The 18164-nt window shown below is 46.3% G+C and carries 11 protein-coding genes and 1 other annotated feature; of the genes, 4 read left to right on the plus strand and 7 right to left on the minus strand.

The genetic code is table 11. The features are described 5' to 3' along the window. Window positions 1-4: 4 nt before the first annotated feature. Window positions 5-2464, minus strand: a complete 2460-nt coding sequence (gene thrA, locus KIT90_RS16475; protein ID WP_078607835.1) for a bifunctional aspartate kinase/homoserine dehydrogenase I — start codon at window positions 2462-2464, stop codon at window positions 5-7. A gap of 53 nt (window positions 2465-2517) precedes the next feature. Beyond that, window positions 2518-2634 (minus strand) — a sequence feature (Thr leader region). A gap of 442 nt (window positions 2635-3076) precedes the next feature. Between thrA and KIT90_RS16480 the strand changes: the two genes are divergently transcribed. Beyond that, window positions 3077-3547 carry a hypothetical protein gene (locus KIT90_RS16480; protein WP_009707713.1) on the plus strand — a complete coding sequence of 157 codons (471 nt, stop codon included), beginning with the start codon at window positions 3077-3079 and terminating at the stop codon, window positions 3545-3547. Here KIT90_RS16480 and KIT90_RS16485 read toward each other — a convergent pair. Together KIT90_RS16485 and KIT90_RS16490 are read right to left on the minus strand one after the other, a co-directional pair. Continuing rightward, window positions 3544-4026 carry a putative 4-hydroxy-4-methyl-2-oxoglutarate aldolase gene (locus KIT90_RS16485; protein ID WP_005436195.1) on the minus strand — a complete coding sequence of 161 codons (483 nt, stop codon included), beginning with the start codon at window positions 4024-4026 and terminating at the stop codon, window positions 3544-3546. The genes KIT90_RS16480 and KIT90_RS16485 overlap by 4 nt on opposite strands. A gap of 54 nt (window positions 4027-4080) precedes the next feature. Next, window positions 4081-4488 carry a DUF3293 domain-containing protein gene (locus tag KIT90_RS16490; protein WP_033005269.1) on the minus strand — a complete coding sequence of 136 codons (408 nt, stop codon included), beginning with the start codon at window positions 4486-4488 and terminating at the stop codon, window positions 4081-4083. Window positions 4489-4849: 361 nt separating this feature from the next. On the opposite strand from KIT90_RS16490, the gene arcA reads away from it, so the two are divergent. After that, window positions 4850-5566: a two-component system response regulator ArcA gene (gene arcA / locus KIT90_RS16495; protein WP_005436194.1), complete on the plus strand. Its 717-nt coding sequence runs from the start codon at window positions 4850-4852 to the stop codon at window positions 5564-5566. 70 nt (window positions 5567-5636) lie between these two features. On the opposite strand, the gene KIT90_RS16500 is transcribed toward arcA, so the two are convergent. The 4 genes from KIT90_RS16500 to KIT90_RS16515 form a co-directional block, all read right to left on the minus strand. Continuing rightward, a complete protein-coding gene (locus KIT90_RS16500) occupies window positions 5637-6086 on the minus strand; it encodes a hypothetical protein (RefSeq protein WP_005436193.1) in 450 nt (149 codons plus the stop codon). 1 nt (window position 6087) lies between these two features. Further along, entirely contained in the window at window positions 6088-8448 is a 2361-nt protein-coding gene (gene arcB, locus KIT90_RS16505) for an aerobic respiration two-component sensor histidine kinase ArcB (protein ID WP_285377601.1), read from the minus strand. A 223-nt stretch (window positions 8449-8671) separates the two neighbouring features. Beyond that, window positions 8672-10417: a diguanylate cyclase gene (locus tag KIT90_RS16510; protein ID WP_285377603.1), complete on the minus strand. Its 1746-nt coding sequence runs from the start codon at window positions 10415-10417 to the stop codon at window positions 8672-8674. 50 nt (window positions 10418-10467) lie between these two features. Then, window positions 10468-11412: a TIGR01212 family radical SAM protein gene (locus KIT90_RS16515; RefSeq protein ID WP_005436190.1), complete on the minus strand. Its 945-nt coding sequence runs from the start codon at window positions 11410-11412 to the stop codon at window positions 10468-10470. A 554-nt stretch (window positions 11413-11966) separates the two neighbouring features. Between KIT90_RS16515 and gltB the strand changes: the two genes are divergently transcribed. Next, a complete protein-coding gene (gltB, locus tag KIT90_RS16520) occupies window positions 11967-16517 on the plus strand; it encodes a glutamate synthase large subunit (RefSeq protein WP_005425388.1) in 4551 nt (1516 codons plus the stop codon). Further along, complete coding sequence (locus KIT90_RS16525; RefSeq protein WP_009703022.1) at window positions 16517-17986, plus strand: glutamate synthase subunit beta; 1470 nt, start codon at window positions 16517-16519, stop codon at window positions 17984-17986. Before gltB ends, KIT90_RS16525 begins: the two co-directional genes overlap by 1 nt. Window positions 17987-18164: the final 178 nt, after the last annotated feature.

The following is an 18164-nucleotide window of genomic DNA, read 5'->3' on the forward strand; positions in this document are numbered from 1 at the left end:
GTTGTTATACCCCTAGCTTCCAACCTAAAGTACGCATCACATCCGAGAATACGCCAGCAGCCGTAACCTCTGTACCCGCACCGTAACCACGCAATACCAGTGGAATTGGTTGGTAGTAGCGGCTGTAGAATGCCAGTGCGTTTTCACCGTCTTTAATCTTAAACATCGGGTCGTTTTCATCGACTGCAGCAATGCTTACTGTGCATTTACCGTCAACGATTTCACCCACGTAGCGCAGTACTTTGCCTTCTTCCGCTGCTTTAGCTGACAGCTCTTTAAAGTATGCATCCGCCTCTGGCAGGCGTTCCATGAATTCTTCAACACTGCCTGAGTCATCAAAACCTGGTGGCAGAGCTTGATCAACCACAACGTCTTCTAGTTCTAGAGACATGCCAGCTTCACGAGCAAGGATCAGAAGCTTACGCGCCACATCCATACCCGATAGATCGTCACGCGGATCTGGTTCCGTAAAGCCGTTTTGTTTCGCGATGTTTGTCGCTTCACTCAGGCTCATACCTTCATCTAACTTACCGAAGATGTATGACAGAGAGCCTGAAAGGATGCCACTGAATCGCTCTAATTCATCACCCGCTGAAATTAGGTTTTGTAGGTTTTCGATAACTGGTAGACCTGCGCCTACGGTTGTTTCGTACATCAATTTACGACGAGAGCTGCGCGCTACATCGCGAAGTTGATGGTAGTAAGCCATGCTGGCTGTGTTTGCTTTCTTGTTTGGTGTTACGACGTGGAAGCCTGCAGCTAGGAAGTCAGCGTATTGATTCGCAATGCTCTCACTTGAAGTACAGTCAACTAACACTGGGTTAATGATGTGATTACGTTGCACCAGTGAAATCAGGCGCGCTAGGCTGAATTCTTCAGTTGAAGCCGACATACGGTCACGCCAATGCTCTAGCGGCAGACCTTCACTATCAAGCAGAAGACCTTTGCTGTTTGCCAAGCCACACACGCGGATCACGATGCCTTTCTCTGCAAGCTTCGCTTGTTGACGCTCGATCTGATCCACAAGCTCACCACCAACGCCACCAATACCAACCACGAAGACATCTAGGAAGTGCTTAGAGTTGAATAGGTTCTCGTGACACGCTTTGATTGCTTCAGAGATTTTGTCTTCAGGAATCACAGCTGAGATAGCACGCTCAGATGAACCTTGAGCAATAGCGACAATGTTTACGTTCACTTCAGCAAGAGATGAGAAGAAGCGAGATGCAACACCACGAGAGGTACGCATACCATCACCCACTAGCGTCACGATAGAAACATCATCAATAAAATCGACGGGTTCAAGAAGGCCGTCTTTCAGTTCCAACTCAAATGCATCCGCTAACACTTGCTGCGCTTTTGCCTTGTCTTGAGCTTCGATACAGAAACTGATGCTGTATTCAGAAGAAGACTGAGTGATAAGTACAATAGACACGCCCGCTGATGACATTGCACCGAATACTCGGCTTGCCATGCCAACCATGCCCTTCATACCAGGGCCAGACACGTTAACCATTGTCAGATCGTTTAGTGTCGTGATGCCTTTGATGGCTAGGTTATCTTCGCCTGTGTCTTGACCAATCAGCGTACCCGCGCCTTGTGGGTTAAAGCTGTTTTTGATCAGACATGGGATATGGAATTGTGCGATTGGAGCGATGGTTTTCGGGTGCAGAACGGAAGCACCGAAGTAAGAAAGCTCCATCGCTTCTTGGTAGCTAAGCGATTTAAGCAGGCGAGCATCTTCGACTAAACGAGGGTCACAGTTGTACACACCATCTACGTCTGTCCAGATCTCACAGCAATCTGCGCGCAGACACGCCGCAAGAACCGCCGCTGAGTAGTCTGAACCATTACGACCTAGTGTAACTAGTTCACCTTTCTCGTTACCGGCAGTAAAACCAGGCATGATGTTCACATGACCTTGAGGAAGAGGATTCTGGCGGAAGTTCTGAGTAGAAACTTCAACATCGACCATGGCTTCTAGGTGATCGCCTTTAGCGTAGAGGTATTCGACTGGGTCGATAAGATGCGCAGGTTGGCCTTTCGCTTCAAGCACTGCCTTCATCAATTGAATCGAAACGCGTTCGCCTTTGCTGATGATGCGTGCATTGACGTTATTTGGGCACATGCCAAGAAGGTTGATGCCATGAACGAACTGGCGTAGCTGAGAAAGCGACGTTTTAACTTGGTTGTCAAACGCTGCGCCATCAATGTTTGGCAACACTGCTTGAATATCACCAAACAGAGCTTTAAAAGAAGCTTCTAGCTCATTGATTTGCAGCTCAGCTTCACCATTACGGAGTGCGCCTTCAATCACCGCCACCAGCTTATTGGTCGTTTTACCTGGTGCAGAAAGTACGACTGCGACTTCTTCTTGTTGCGCATTATTGGCGATGATATCCGCCGCTCTCAAAAAGCGATCTGCATCTGCTAATGATGAACCGCCAAACTTTAATACTCGCATCCCTTCCTCCGATGTATCTTCTTAGATCTGTCTAAATTCTGTATAAAAAAGCATAAAAAAAGGCCTGTATCTTGTTGGATACAGGCCTTTTTTGTGAATTTCTTTCGCTCAGCAGCCTGTCCCAACATTGGTCGTGTCGGTAATAATAATGGTTGTGGTCATTACTACTTGGCTGTGAGATGTCATAAATAAATATTCAACGATAATTATGTGTTTGCTTAACTCTACGTTTACCGAGTTTCGTAAACAGAGTCAACAAAAAATTGTTTATTTTCCGGCCTTGTAGAGATTTATGCTACGCAATGTCATTGATATTTCAATGTAATTACAATGATTTACCAAGGTGACACTAAAGATGACTTTTTTCTACAACCCACTCATCTAACTTAAAACCGAGTCTTCTAACCATCTTTCATCTGATCCTCTACGCTGCGCGTAAGATCAAAGTGTCGATCTTTACTGACACTAATTAACAAACACTTAACTGTGATCAATGTTCCTAGGATCGAATTAAAAGGAAAATAAGTGAGCTAGCTTTCATATTCTATGCTTTAATAGTGAGAAGCTTTTAGCACATACTAATAACAAAGTTAGACACAAGGAGTGGTCAACATGAAAAAATGGATTTTTCTGTTACTGTTCGCTGTGCCTAGCGTTTGTCTAGCGACTGATCTTCCGCCTCTTCCGGGCAAAACATCTTCGTCCCCACACAAACTTTTCATCTCTAGTGAAAACTACCAAGCCGACAGTTTTGATGTTTGGAATATAGATGGCGGCTACGCATACGAGCTGTTTGATTCCGTTGATCTTTATGTGGGTGCTCGCGTTAATAACTCACCCACTCAAAACCAAAGTGGTCTTCTTAGTGGTATCAGCTACCACTTTAATGATCGTGTAACGGTGAAGAGTACAGTTCGTTCTTATAAAGGCGAAACAACAGAAGGTATCCGAGAAGAAGAAAGCAGCCTTGCTGCGGAAGTCTCTAGCCGCGTAAAAATCACTGAAAATTTAGATCTTCACGCCACACTTGACTATCAAGATTGGCAACAAGGCTTCGAAGTTGGGTTAGGTTTCCGCTTCTAGAAATCCAACGCCTCTTTCGAGATCAATACCCCATTCCAATCCGCATACACGTAATGCTTAGGCTGGACGATCTGGTTCTGCATTGTCAGAGTGACATTGACTTCACCCACATCGCGTTTCTCCGTTTTAAACGGACAAGTCCCTAACGCTTGAACACCAATATCCATTTGTGACATCTGCGCCACATCACGAATTGCGCCGTAAACAATGATGCCTTCCCAGCCATTTTCAATCCCTAGAATTGCCAGTTGGTCGCCAAGCAGCGCTTTTTGGCAAGAGCCGTGGCCATCCACTATCAACACTTTTCCGGTACCGTCTTCGCTAAGAACTTCGCGCACTTTTGAATTATCGTGGTAGCAGCGCACAGTAACAATTTCGCCATGGAAAGCGGTACGTTGACCGAAGTTCTGCAACGGTAAATTTAGCAAGGTGACTTGGTCTTCAAATTGGTCACAAATGTCTGGTGTTATGTCTCTCATAGTTCCTCCGTGAATTGTCCCACTCAAGCTGTTGCTCAAGTGAGTAATATCCTTTTATACGAGCCGCAGTGTTATCGCTCCTAGCTTGTGCATCACCTCTGGGTTAGCACAAGCAATCAGGTAAAGTTCGTCATCAATGACGTAATAGATGGCATTTTGCTGGTACTGATTCGCCAATGCTATCGCTGCTTTTGGAGTGAGCTCCGCTGCGTAACTCTCCTCAAACCATTCAAAAGCTTGATCGCCTACCGTGACAGGCACGTATTTAACGTGGTTTAATTGTTTTTCGAGCTTATGATTACTTATGCAATTCTCTTCTTTTGACCGTAAATTACTGTAAGGGTTCCAAGCAGTTATCACTGCGTAGCTGGTAACCTTCCATTCGGCATGAAAACGAAAGAAAGATTCTGAATAAGCATTCCATAACGATGCGTCTATGTTCGTATTACTTTTTTCTATCATAACTCTTAAACGATTAATAACAGTTACATTTCATCAATTGATGTAAATCAACAAAGTGAATGGAATTAACATTTGAGCATTGTTAGCATGCTGTTAACAATATAAAATCCGCTCCATATCTTAGGGTGTTTACGTTTCAGGCCCCGTAAATACAGGGAATCGAAAGGTAAACAAGCCCTATAGAATAAACGTCGCCATCGGATACTGGTGAGTTGGCAAAATTCCAAGGAAGGCGGATAACTGAAAGAAGTGTTTTTTTGATCAACTTGATTTATTATCAAAATCACATTACCTGTATGTTATATTTTTGCCTAGAATTTATTCTATTAGCACAATTTTGTCACAAATTTAGGTACCGCCAATGCAAACCCCGCAGATTCTTATCGTAGAAGATGAGCAAGTAACTCGTAACACTCTTAAGAGTATTTTTGAAGCAGAGGGATACGCTGTTTTTGAAGCCAGTGACGGTGAAGAGATGCACCAAGTGTTGTCTGAAAATTCAATCAACTTGGTAATTATGGACATTAATCTTCCAGGCAAGAATGGTCTTCTTCTAGCACGTGAACTTCGCGAACAGGCGAACATCGCTCTGATGTTCCTAACTGGTCGTGACAATGAAGTAGACAAGATCCTAGGTCTTGAAATCGGTGCTGATGACTACATCACTAAACCATTCAACCCACGTGAATTGACTATCCGTGCTCGTAACCTGCTAAGCCGCTCTATGAGCACTAACGCAGTACAAGAAGAGAAACGCTCGGTAGAAAAATACGAATTCAACGGTTGGGTTCTAGACATCAACAGCCGCTCTCTAGTGAGCCCTGCTGGTGATAGCTACAAACTACCTCGCTCTGAGTTCCGTGCACTACTGCACTTCTGTGAGAACCCAGGCAAGATTCAAACTCGTGCTGATCTTCTTAAGAAGATGACTGGCCGTGAGCTTAAGCCACACGACCGTACTGTAGACGTAACGATTCGTCGTATTCGTAAGCACTTTGAATCTGTATCAGGTACACCTGAAATCATCGCGACAATTCACGGTGAAGGTTACCGCTTCTGTGGCGATCTAGAAGACTAATCCGCCTCAGCATAAACAATAAGGGCTTGCTCTATGAGCAAGCCCTTTTTCTATCTACCGTTTAGCGATGTTAGTAAACTTTGTCGATCTTAATGCCTTTCTCGACCAACCAACCTTTCTTGCCTGCATCATCAAGCAGCAGTGCTAAATCAACGCGCTTTTCCATATCCGCTTCAATTTGCCATACGAATGCCACTTCCCACTGATTCTCACTGTGCGTGCGCAGCTCTAGCAAGTCTCCATCGATTTCCCACTCAGAGTCTCCTTGCTTAATGATCAACGAATCAACGGTCAAGTTTGCTGGAAGTTCTTTATCGGCCTTCAAGTACAATGCGCCATGCACATTCTGTTCTTGAACTTCACCAATGGTTGGCATCAGATTTACCCATAAGTTGCTTTTCAACTCAACATTCATCTTATTCATGGTGATTTGACTGTCTTCTTGCCAATCCACTTGAGGAGCAGAGCTACAACCTGCCAGTAGTGCAATTGCCAATGCTGCTGATGCAAATTTCTTCATGTTATTTCCTCTGTTCCAACCAACTTTTTAATACTTGTATATCGTTTTGATACTCGTTTTTAATTTCTTCTACCCAATCAGATATGTTCTCCCACCATGCGGGCATATCTGGAGACTGCGCTTTCTGTGCAACGCTTTGAATGTGTTTAAGACCAATTGAGCCTGCGGCACCTTTGATTTTGTGTGCTTCAGAGACAATGCCATCTTGGTCTTTGGCCGTCATATTTGAATCAAGCACTTCAATGTAATCTGGCATCATGTCTTCAAACATCTTGATGCTATCGTAAACAGGCTTCACTCCAACGATATCCACGTAAGATTCGAGCATATCTAAATCGAGCAAATGCGTATTGAGCACTGGTGATGGCGTTGGGGTAACTTCTTCGATCACCTCAGGTTCAGCAACCACTTCCTGCTCACTCTCAATACGTTCAACAAAGAACTTATCAATCACGGCTTGCATTGCTTGGACTGCAAGTGGCTTGCTGATGGCATCGTCCATGCCGTTATCTAGGTACTCGCGACGATCTTTCATCACATTCGCAGTGAGAGCCACCAGCGGCGGTAAGTTGTCGTAGTGTTCGCGGTAGTACTTAGCTACATCGAAGCCCGTCATGTCTGGCAATTGGATGTCTAGCAGTGCTAAGTCATATTCATCCGGCACAAAGTTCACTAGCGCCTCTTCACCGGTCATTGCTACGGTAACGGTATGACCTAAGCTCTCAAGCAAGGACTTAGCAACAGTCACGTTAAGTTCGATGTCTTCGACCATAAAGATGTTGAGGTGCACTTTATCGCGCTTAGCATCGATAATTGGCTCTTCTAACTCAACGATAGGTACATGAATCGATACGGTAAAGGTACTACCAAAGCCTTCTTCACTCGCTACCGTAATGTCGCCATCCATCATATTGATCAACTGCTTAGATACCGCCAAACCAATGCCTGTACCAACCGCATGCAGGTTGTCTTTGCCTGATTTCACTTGGTAGTACATCGCAAAGATCTTATCGAGCTCTTCGTCTGGAATACCAATACCGGTGTCTTCCACTTCCATAATGATGGTCGCGTAATCTTCTTCAACATCGGCGCTCACCGTCATCACCACACCACCTTCTTTGGTGAACTTCATAGCGTTGCTGACAAGGTTCCAAATGACCTGACGCAGACGTGTGGCATCGACTTCAATCGCTTTAGGCAATGAACTTAAACGCTCTAGGTCAAAGCGCAGGCCTTTTTGCTCTGCCATCAGTGCTGAGATGCTTTCGATTTCAGCGACGAAGTCTTCAAAGTTCAACGGCGCAGGCAACAGCTCCAATTTGCGACGGTCGAATTTGTCCATGTCGATGATGTCGTTGAAGATGTTGCCCAAAGTAATGGCACTGACGTTGATGGTTTGCATGTGCTTGCGCTGCTCGTCCGTCAACTGGCTATCAAGCAACATACGGCTCAGACCAACGATGCCATTTAATGGCGTACGAAGTTCATGACTGATTGTAGAAATAAACGTGGTTTTATCTCGGCTGGCTTTTTCTAGAGACTCTTCATGGCGTTTACGTTCAGTGATATCACGACCGAACCCAACCAGACCAAGGTGGCGGCCATCCTTGCTGTAGAACGGCACCTTACGCAGTTCAAAGTAATGCTTACGTCCATCTGGGTATTCCAGCCATTGCTCGTAAGTAATCGCTTGATTGTCAGCAAAGACTTTTTGGTCGGTATCGACGATGTGTTCAGCCACTTCTTTGCTATAGACATCCCACGGGCTCAAGCCGACTAACTGGTGCTCTTTCTTACCAGTTAGCTCTTCCATTGCACGGTTACAGCCAGAGAAAACACCGTCAGCGTTACGGTAATAAATCAAGTCTGGAGAGGCATCAATAAAAGAACGTAACAGTGCGGTACGCTCGGCAAGCTCTAGCTGAGTGCGTTCACGTTGGAACACCTCATTCTCGAGGTCTTGCATCGCTTCTTCGCGTGCTTCTTCTGCTTTAATACGCTCTTCAATCTCTTGGTTGAGCTTTTCAATGTTCTGCTGCAGTTGAAAGTTCAGCTCTTGGTCACGCGAACGCATGTCTTTCAGTTTGGAGACAAGTTTCGTCAACCTTTGACGTGATTCTTCTAGTTGATCGACAACCACTGATAAGAAGTAAACCGCCCACGGCGTAATAAGAAGACCAAAGAATACCGAACGAACGATATCGATGTCATCGACATTGCCTTTGAGCGCGAGGGTAATACCCACTTGCACCACGACAGCTAAGGCGACCAGCGCAAGCGCCAGTAATATCGAAAAACGGACAATCCCCAGCTTAACCAAAAGGTCAACGTAATACTGGGCGAGATTTTTCATGGGCTTCATTCACTACTCCATGGAACAAGCTAGATACCGAGCCCTGATGATTGGAAAAGTAAAACCGCAAAGAAACGGTGTCTCCACGGTTTAAATGTTTGAAATACACACAGATGAAATAGCGATGCTTCAGGGCTCTTCAACGCCTCATACTATGTAGTTGCAGTTTAGCGTGTTTAATACGGTGATTTAAACCGCCTGCTCTCAACTTAGAGCAAGCGGTCACAAAGCGTTAGTAAGAACTTGGGTGAAGATGGGTCCGATCTCGACCATCTGCTTTCGCTTGGTAAAGAGCACTGTCGGCCATGGCGACACCCATTTCAGGTTCATCACCATGATGAGGGACATAAGAAACGAAGCCAATACTGACCGTCAGTCGATTTGAAACACTCGAACAACCATGCTCAATTGCCAGCTCGTGAATTTGTTCGTGAATACGTTGAGCAACTTTATGCGCCCCCTCCGTGGTTGTATTTGGCAGGATAAAAGCAAACTCTTCTCCGCCGTATCGAGCCACACAATCGGAAGAGCGACTCACCACTTGTTGGAATACCGCAGCCACTTTGACGAGGGCTTCATCACCTTGCTGGTGACCATAACAGTCGTTGTAATCTTTGAAGAAATCGATATCACATAACATGATTGTCAGTGGTAACTTCTCACGAATGTGGTGATACCAAAGGGTATGAAGCTGCTCATCAAAACGACGACGGTTGGCCACTTTGGTAAGACTGTCAGAGAAGCTCAGTTTCTCTAGCTCAAGATTCGCCTCTTCGAGTTTCTGCTCAGCAAGATAACGCTCTGAGATATCACGAGCCATGATCAGCACACCATTAGTGCCGGACGCTTTATCTTTGAATGGCGACTTCACCACATCAAACCATGTGTAGTAGCCATCGCTGCTGCTCACTTTATCGATGTAGCGTATAGGCTGAGTTTGCTTCAAAGCTTGCAAATCACTGGCTTCTAAGCGGATGTAGATATCTTCAGGAATAACGTCTTGTAGGCGCTTACCAATAAGGTCGCTCACATCAGGAATCCCGAGTGCATTAACGAATGGTTTATTACAAGCTTGATAAACCATGTTCTCATTGAAGATACCAATAGAATCAGGACTCGCGTCTAGAATCGTTTGTAGGATCGTATCACGCTGTGCCAACGCTACTTCGGTGTCTTTGCGACGCTCCATTTCATCACGAAGGTTTTGTTGCATCTTGTGCCATTCCGTCACGTCATGGCTGATGGATAGCGTGCCGATCATCTCACCGGCTTGCGAAACCAGCGAGCTTTGGTTCACTTCAAGTAAACAACTTCGGCCCTGAGGATCGGTTGTCCAACGGCGTTCACTTTTACGAGTCGCGAGTGGGCGAGCTTTAGACGTACACGCCTCTTCTCTGCGTCCTTCCCAAAACAGATCAAATGCGCGGTTGGTCGTTAATACTTTACCTTGTTGATCTTGCAAACAGATCAGCTCAGACAGAGAGTCGATAGCAGAGCGAGCTATGCCCAGTTGTTCAAGCTCTTGCTGGTGTTCTGTATGAGTCACTTGATGTGGCTGAGCATACACAATCCAAACTCGGTGACCGCGAAGCAAACTCTTTCGACCCGACAACTCAACTTTGATGCTCTCTGTCTCGGACAATCGCCAGCCGAACAATTGTTGACGGAAGTGTCGACTAGAAAAGCTATCAAGTAGTGTTACCAGTTCTTCAGTATGAAAGGAAGCAGGATAAAGAAAGCCAGAACCTAATGAACGAATGCCAAGTAATTGCATGGCTGAGTCATTAGAAAGCAATAACTGTCCGTGACTAGCATCGATCACTAGTACGGGATAAGGAGAGTCAGTAACCAGCTGTTTCAAGCCGGACTGGAAGCGTATATAGATCAGTGTGACAGCGATTACACATACCACAGAGAGCAGGACCACAAATCCGTAGTCGCCCTGCCCATCCCAGAGCCAATTGAGTAACTGATCCATTTTTCCGACCTTTAAAGCAAATCGGAAGAAATATAACAGTTCTTAATCGATCATTCCGCTTTTAATTCTGGTTTGCTATAGATGAAAGCATCGCCGGTTAAGCTACCTTGTGCGCCATCTTTATCTAATGCACGACCAATTTCAGTCATCGCCAACCAGCGGTTCTCACACCATAATGGTGATAATAAGGTTGGACGACGCGCAGCAGAAGAAACACGGTGGTAGATCACCTCTTTTGGTGTCATGCGGATCAATTCACTGGCAGTTGCGACGTAAGTTTCCAACTCTGGCGCTTCCAACCTTCCGGCACGCCATGCTTTTGCCATGGTGCTCCCTTCGACAATGTGCAAACCGTGCAGCTTAATGCCATCGGTGCCAACTTCGAGTACTTTACGCATCGTTTCAATGTTGTCGTCGCGAGTTTCTTTCGGTAAACCAACGATCAGATGGGTACAAACTTTAATACCCAAAGCACGAGCGCGTTTGGTGATTTCTGCATAGCACTCAAAATCATGACCACGGTTGATACGCTTGAGGGTGTCATTGTTGGCAGTTTGAAGACCGAGCTCTAGCCAAATCTCATAACCTTGATTCACATAGTCCGACAACAGATCTAATACTGCATCAGGAACGCAATCTGGACGAGTGCCCACACAAAGGCCAACAATGTCTGCCGCCTTCAGAGCTTCCTCGTACATGTTTTTTAGGACTTGTACTTCTGCATAGGTACTGGTGTACGCCTGAAAATATGCCAGATACTTCTTCGCTCGATGGATCTCTCCCGCGCGATCTTTCAGTTGATCGTGGATGCTTTTGATCTGTACTTCTTCGTCAGCAAACGAAGCCACATTACAGAATGTACAACCACCTCGGCCAATCGTGCCGTCGCGGTTTGGGCAACTAAAGCCACCATGTAAAGTCAGCTTATGGACTTTTTCGCCGTAACGACGCTGAAGGTCTTGGCCTAATGTGTTGACCAACTCATGTAACTGCATAGATTCTCACCAATAGTAAACCGTAATAAATCTCACTACGATTCATGTAACTAAATTACATCCCTGCAAGAAAAAACAAATAATTCTAGTCAATTCAAACAAGCAGGTAGCGGTGTGAAATCAATAAAACTGCATAAAACCAACTTAAAACCTGCAATGTTGCGCAAATGTTAAACAAAAAGTGAATATTTAAACGAAAAAATTGGGTCACAAAAGCGACTTTTCGTTGCATTCTCAAGTCACAAAATTGTAGGATACTTACACAACCCCGTCGTTTTTGTGACTTTTATTACAACATCAACTGCGGGAATTGTCGGCGATACCCCGCTCCCACCTATATAAGTCACTAAATTGTGGCAATAAATAAAGGGATATCACCAAGGATTGTTTTTCTCGCAAAATTTTTCCTGCGAGATACGGAAAGGAATCAAGACTGGTCAACCTCGGCCAGTGGCGAATCATAAATATAAAGGACAAGACGCAAAGAGCGCACCTAAGGCAGTCGAGATCTGTCCGGGATTCTTGCGTCGACATTGAACTGGAAGGATGTATCTATGGTAGATAGAGAGCAAAATTCACAGGGTCTGTACACTCCGGAGCTGGAGCATGACGCTTGTGGTATCGGTTTTGTTGCTCACCTTAAAAACCGTAAATCTCATGAAGTAGTGACTCAAGCATTGGATATGCTGGCTCGCATGGAACACCGTGGTGGTCAAGGTTGTGACCCATGCAGCGGTGACGGTGCGGGTATCTTGCTACAAAAACCTCATGAATTCCTATTAGAAGAAGCCGTTAAGTTAGGCATCAAATTGCCTTCGTTTGAAAAGTATGGTGTTGGTGTCGTTCTTTTCCCGAAAGACGAATACAAACGCGAACAATGTCGTGACATTCTAGAACGTAACGCACAGCGTCTAGATCTTGAAGTTATCGGCTACCGTGTATTGCCAACCGATAATTCGATGATCGGTGCAGACCCACTAAGCACAGAACCTCAGTTTGAGCATGTGTTTATCTCTGGTGGCCCTGGCATCACACCTGAAGAGCTAGAGCGCAAACTGTACGTACTTCGTAACTACACTGTACGTGTTTGCCTAGAAAGCGTTTCGAACATTGGTGACGACTTCTACATTAACTCCATGTCTTACAAGACATTGGTGTACAAAGGTCAGTTAACGACCGAGCAAGTACCTCAGTACTTCCTTGATCTGCAAAACCCGACCATGGTGACTGCACTAGCACTGGTACACTCTCGTTTCTCTACCAATACCTTCCCGAAATGGCGTCTTGCACAGCCTTTCCGTTACATTGCCCACAACGGTGAGATCAATACAGTTCGCGGTAACTTGAACTGGATGAAAGCCCGTGAAGCAATCCTAGAATCAGACCTGTTTACTCAGGCTGAAATCGACATGCTTCTTCCAATCTGTCAGGAAGGCAGCTCGGATTCATCTAACTTTGACATGGCACTTGAGCTCCTAGTTCTTTCTGGTCGCAGCCTGCCACACGCATTGATGATGATGATCCCGGAAGCATGGCAAGAAAACAAAAACATGGATCCTAAGCGTCGCGCGTTCTATCAGTACCACGCAAACATCATGGAACCATGGGATGGTCCAGCTTCAGTATGTTTTACTGATGGTGTTCAAGTTGGTGCGACACTCGACCGTAACGGTTTGCGCCCTTCTCGCTACACAGTAACCAAAGACAACTTCCTAGTGATGGCATCTGAATCTGGTGTTGTGGATATTGAACCAGAGAACGTAGAGTTCCGCGGTCGTCTACAACCAGGTCGTATCTTCGTTGCAGACCTAGAGCAAGGTCGCATCATCTCAGATGAAGAAGTGAAAGACACCATCGCAACGGCACAGCCTTACGAGAAGTGGGTAGAAGAAAACCTACTGAGCTTGAAGAAGCTGCCAGATGCGAGCAACCAGTTCAGCCAACCTTCTCCAGAGCGTTTGTTGCACCGTCAGCAAGCTTTCGGTGTGAGCACTGAAGAAGTGAACGAAATCATCGTTCCAATGGCGAATGACGCAAAAGAACCATTGTCAGCAATGGGTGCCGATTGGCCTCTTGCGGTTCTATCTCATCAATCTCAGCATCTTTCAAACTACTTCAAACAACTGTTCGCACAGGTAACCAACCCACCGATCGACCCGATCCGTGAGCGTATGGTTATGTCACTGAACACTTACTTGGGTAAAGACCAAAACCTTCTGACTGAAACACCACTTCACTGTCAGAAAGTTGAATTGGAATCGCCTGTTCTAGCGAACTCTGAGCTTGAGAAATTGCGTGCGATCGATAACGAGCACCTACAAGCGAAGACGCTGGATATCGTGTTCCAAGCTAATGAAGATCAAGGCAAGCTTGAGCGTGCACTAAAACGTATCTGCCAATACGCAGAAGACGCGGTTATCGATGGTTACTCAATCATCCTATTAACTGACCGTGCAGTAAATTCAAACCACGCGGCGATCCCAGCAATGCTGGCAGTTGGCGCAGTGCACCACCACTTGATCCGCAAAGGTCTACGTGCGAAATGTGACATCGTGGTTGAAACCGGTGATGCGCGTGAAACACACCACTTTGCAACGCTACTTGGTTACGGTGCGAATGCAGTTAACCCATACCTAGTGATTGAAACCATCATTGAGCTTCAACGTACTAAGAAGTTGGATCCAGAAGCGAACCCTCGCGATCTGTTCAACAACTATCGTAAAGCGATCAATGGCGGTCTTCTGAAGATCTTCTCGAAGATGGGTATCTCTACGCTACAGTCATACCACGGCGCGCAAATCTTCGAAGCCTTGGGCATCCACAAATCAGTGGTCGACAAATACTTCACAGGTACAGTTTCTCGTATCCAAGGTCTAACCCTTGATGATATCGCCAAAGAAGTGCTGATCCGTCACCGCATCGGTTACCCACAACGCGAAATTCCAATTCAAATGCTGGATGTTGGTGGTGTTTACCAATGGAAACAGCGTGGTGAGAAGCACCTATTCAACCCAGAAACCATTTCTCTACTGCAAGAGTCTACACGCAACAAGAACTACGATCAGTTCAAGCAGTACGCGACAGCAGTAGATAAACAAGGTGACAACGCGGTAACTCTGCGTAGCCAACTTGAGTTTATTAAGAATCCAGCAGGTTCTATCTCTATCGACGAAGTCGAGCCAATTGAAAGCATCGTGAAACGCTTCGCGACGGGTGCAATGTCATTCGGTTCTATTTCTTACGAAGCACACTCCACACTAGCTGTTGCGATGAACCGTCTTGGCGCGAAATCGAACTCTGGTGAAGGTGGTGAAGACCCTATGCGTTTCGAGCGCAAAGAGAACGGCGATTGGGAACGCTCTGCAATCAAGCAGGTGGCTTCTGGTCGTTTCGGCGTAACCTCTTACTACCTAACTAACGCTGAAGAGCTGCAAATCAAAATGGCTCAAGGTGCGAAACCAGGTGAAGGTGGTCAGCTACCAGGCGATAAAGTAGACGACTGGATCGGTGCAACACGTCACTCAACTCCGGGCGTCGGTCTTATCTCGCCACCGCCACACCACGATATCTACTCAATCGAAGATTTGGCTCAGCTGATCTACGACTTGAAGAATGCGAACCGCGCAGGACGTGTAAACGTGAAACTGGTATCGGAAGCTGGCGTAGGTACGATCGCTTCTGGTGTAGCGAAAGCGAAAGCGGACGTTGTACTTATCGCAGGTTTCGACGGTGGTACAGGTGCATCCCCAATGTCTTCAATCCGTCATACCGGTCTTCCTTGGGAACTTGGCTTGGCAGAAACGCACCAAACGCTACTGAAGAACGGTCTACGTAACCGTATCGTGGTTCAAGCGGATGGTCAGATGAAGACACCTCGCGACCTTGCAGTGGCAACACTACTTGGTGCAGAAGAATGGGGCGTGGCAACCGCAGCATTGGTGGTTGAAGGTTGTATCATGATGCGTAAGTGTCATAAGAACACCTGTCCTGTCGGTATCGCGACTCAAAACAAGACACTTCGTGAGCGCTTTGATGGTCGCGTAGAAGACGTCGTAACCTTCTTCCAATACATGGCACAAGGTCTACGCGAAATCATGGCTGAACTTGGCTTCCGCACTATCGATGAGATGGTCGGTCAAGGTCAGAAGCTGAAGATTCGCCAAGACGTTTCTCACTGGAAATACAAGAACCTAGATCTGTCTCCTGTTCTCCACGTTGAACAGCCACGCGAAGCCGATGGCGTATTCAACCAAGCTCAGCAGAACCACAACCTAGAAGAAGTACTAGACCGCAAGCTGATTCAAGCAGCTATCCCGGCACTCGAGAAAGGCGAAGCGGTAAATGCCGAGTTCCCTATCGTCAACACGGACCGCTCTGCAGGTACCATGTTGTCGAACGAAATCTCGAAAGTGTACAAAGATGCAGGTTTACCTCAGCCAATGAACGTGAAGTTCAAAGGTTCTGCGGGTCAGTCATTCGGTGCATTCCTCGCTAAGGGCGTGAAGTTCGAAGTGGAAGGCGACGCGAACGACTACTGGGGTAAAGGCTTATCTGGCGGCACCTTAGTACTTTACCCAGATGCGAAATCAAGCATTGTCGCGGAAGACAACATCGTGGTTGGTAACGTGTGTTTCTACGGTGCCACTTCGGGTGAGTCTTTCATTCGCGGTATGGCTGGTGAACGTTTCTGTGTTCGTAACTCAGGTGCGAAAGTCGTAGTAGAAGGCGTCGGTGACCACGGTTGTGAATACATGACGGGCGGTGCAGCCATTATCCTTGGTTCAACAGGTCGTAACTTTGCCGCAGGTATGAGTGGCGGCGTGGCTTACGTATGGGATAAATCAGGTGACTTTGAGTCCAAACTGAACCCAGAGCTAGTAGACCTAGATCCAATCGAGCAAGAAGACAGAGATCTATTACTCGACATGCTAACTAAGCATGTTCAATTCACAGGAAGTGAAGTCGCTCAGTCTTTCCTAGACAACTTTGAAGCAAGCCTAGCCTCTATGGTTAAGGTAATGCCGCGTGACTACAAAGCGGTTCTTCAAAAGCGTAAAGCTGAAGCACAGTCTCAAGGAAACGAAACTCAAGTGGAGGCCGTATAATGGGTAAGCCTACTGGATTTTTAGAGCATGGTCGTGAACTACCACAAAAGATCGACCCAGCTGAACGCATCAAGAACAACAAAGAGTTCGTTCTGAACGAGGAGTTTGGTGACAAGATCAATACTCAGGCTTCTCGTTGTATGGATTGTGGTGTGCCGTTTTGTCATAACGGCTGCCCTATCGGTAACATCATCCCAGAGTTTAACGATGCGGTTTATCGTGATAGCTGGGAAGAAGCATGGAACATTCTAAGCTCAACCAATAACTTCCCAGAGTTCACTGGTCGTGTTTGCCCTGCTCCGTGTGAAAGTGCTTGTGTACTTGGCATCAACCAAGATCCAATCACTATCTGTAATATCGAGAAAACCATCGTAGAAACGGCGTATCGTGAAGGGTACGCCAAGCCAAAAACACCACGCTCTCGCACTGGCAAAACCGTTGCGATCATCGGTTCGGGCCCTGCTGGCCTTGCGGCTGCTGAGCAGCTAAACAGCGCCGGTCATACTGTGACGGTATTCGAGCGAGACGAGAAAGTAGGCGGTCTGCTGCGTTTTGGTATCCCAGATTTCAAACTGGGTATGGACGTGATTGATCGTAAGATCAACCTGATGGCAGAAGCGGGTATTGAATTCAAAGTTAACCAACATGTTGGTGTTGATGTGAATGCTCAGCAGCTGCGTCAAGAGTTCGATGTGGTTCTACTGACTGGTGGTTCAACCGTTCCTCGTGATTTGCCAGTTCCGGGTCGTGAACTAAAAGGCGTTCACTTCGCAATGGAATTCCTAGGTCAAAACAACCGCCGTGCCAACGACATGGATCTTAAAGGTGAAGAACTTCACGCCGCGGGTAAACATGTTGTCGTTATCGGTGGTGGTGATACGGGTTCTGACTGTGTAGGTACCTCAAACCGACATGGCGCAGCAAGCATCACTCAGGTTGAAATCATGCCGATTCCACCAGAGAAACGCCCTGCCAATATGCCATGGCCACAGTACCCAATGATCCTGCGTACTTCGACGTCTCATGAAGAAGGTGTTGATCGTCACTGGAACATCCTAACCAAAGAGTTCATCGGCAATGACAAAGGTGAAGTTACAGGCCTTCGTTTAGCTGATATCGTTTGGCAAGATGCGAAACCAGGCGAGCGTCCAAGCTTCAAAGAAGTAGAAGGCAGCGAACGTGTGATTCCATGTGATATGGCATTTCTAGCGATGGGCTTCCTACACCCTGAACCAACAGGCGTACTTGCTCAACTGGATATCGCGCTAGATGACCGCGGTAACGTAGCAACTCAAGGTTTTGCTACTAACCAAGAAGGTGTATTTGCTGCTGGTGATATGCGAACAGGCCAATCTTTGGTGGTTCGTTGTATCAATGAAGGCCGCGAATGTGCCCGTGCTATCGATGATTATCTAATGGGTGGCACAAACCTAGAAGCAAAAGCAGATTCACTGATGCTTTCTGCTTAAAGGGAGTGCGCTCACTTCCTCTTTTCGAGGCATAAACCCAGCCATCAGTACTATCGATGGCTGGTCGTCAAGAAAGAAAACAGTTCCTTCCTATCTTTTTATTTTGACCAGCATTTTGTGCTGGTCTTTTTTATTCCCGCCAGAATCAAATGTTACTTTTTTGTAACAATCACTTTTC

Source organism: Vibrio sp. B172a, assembly GCF_030248355.1.
Taxonomy (GTDB): Bacteria; Pseudomonadota; Gammaproteobacteria; order Enterobacterales; family Vibrionaceae; genus Vibrio; species Vibrio owensii.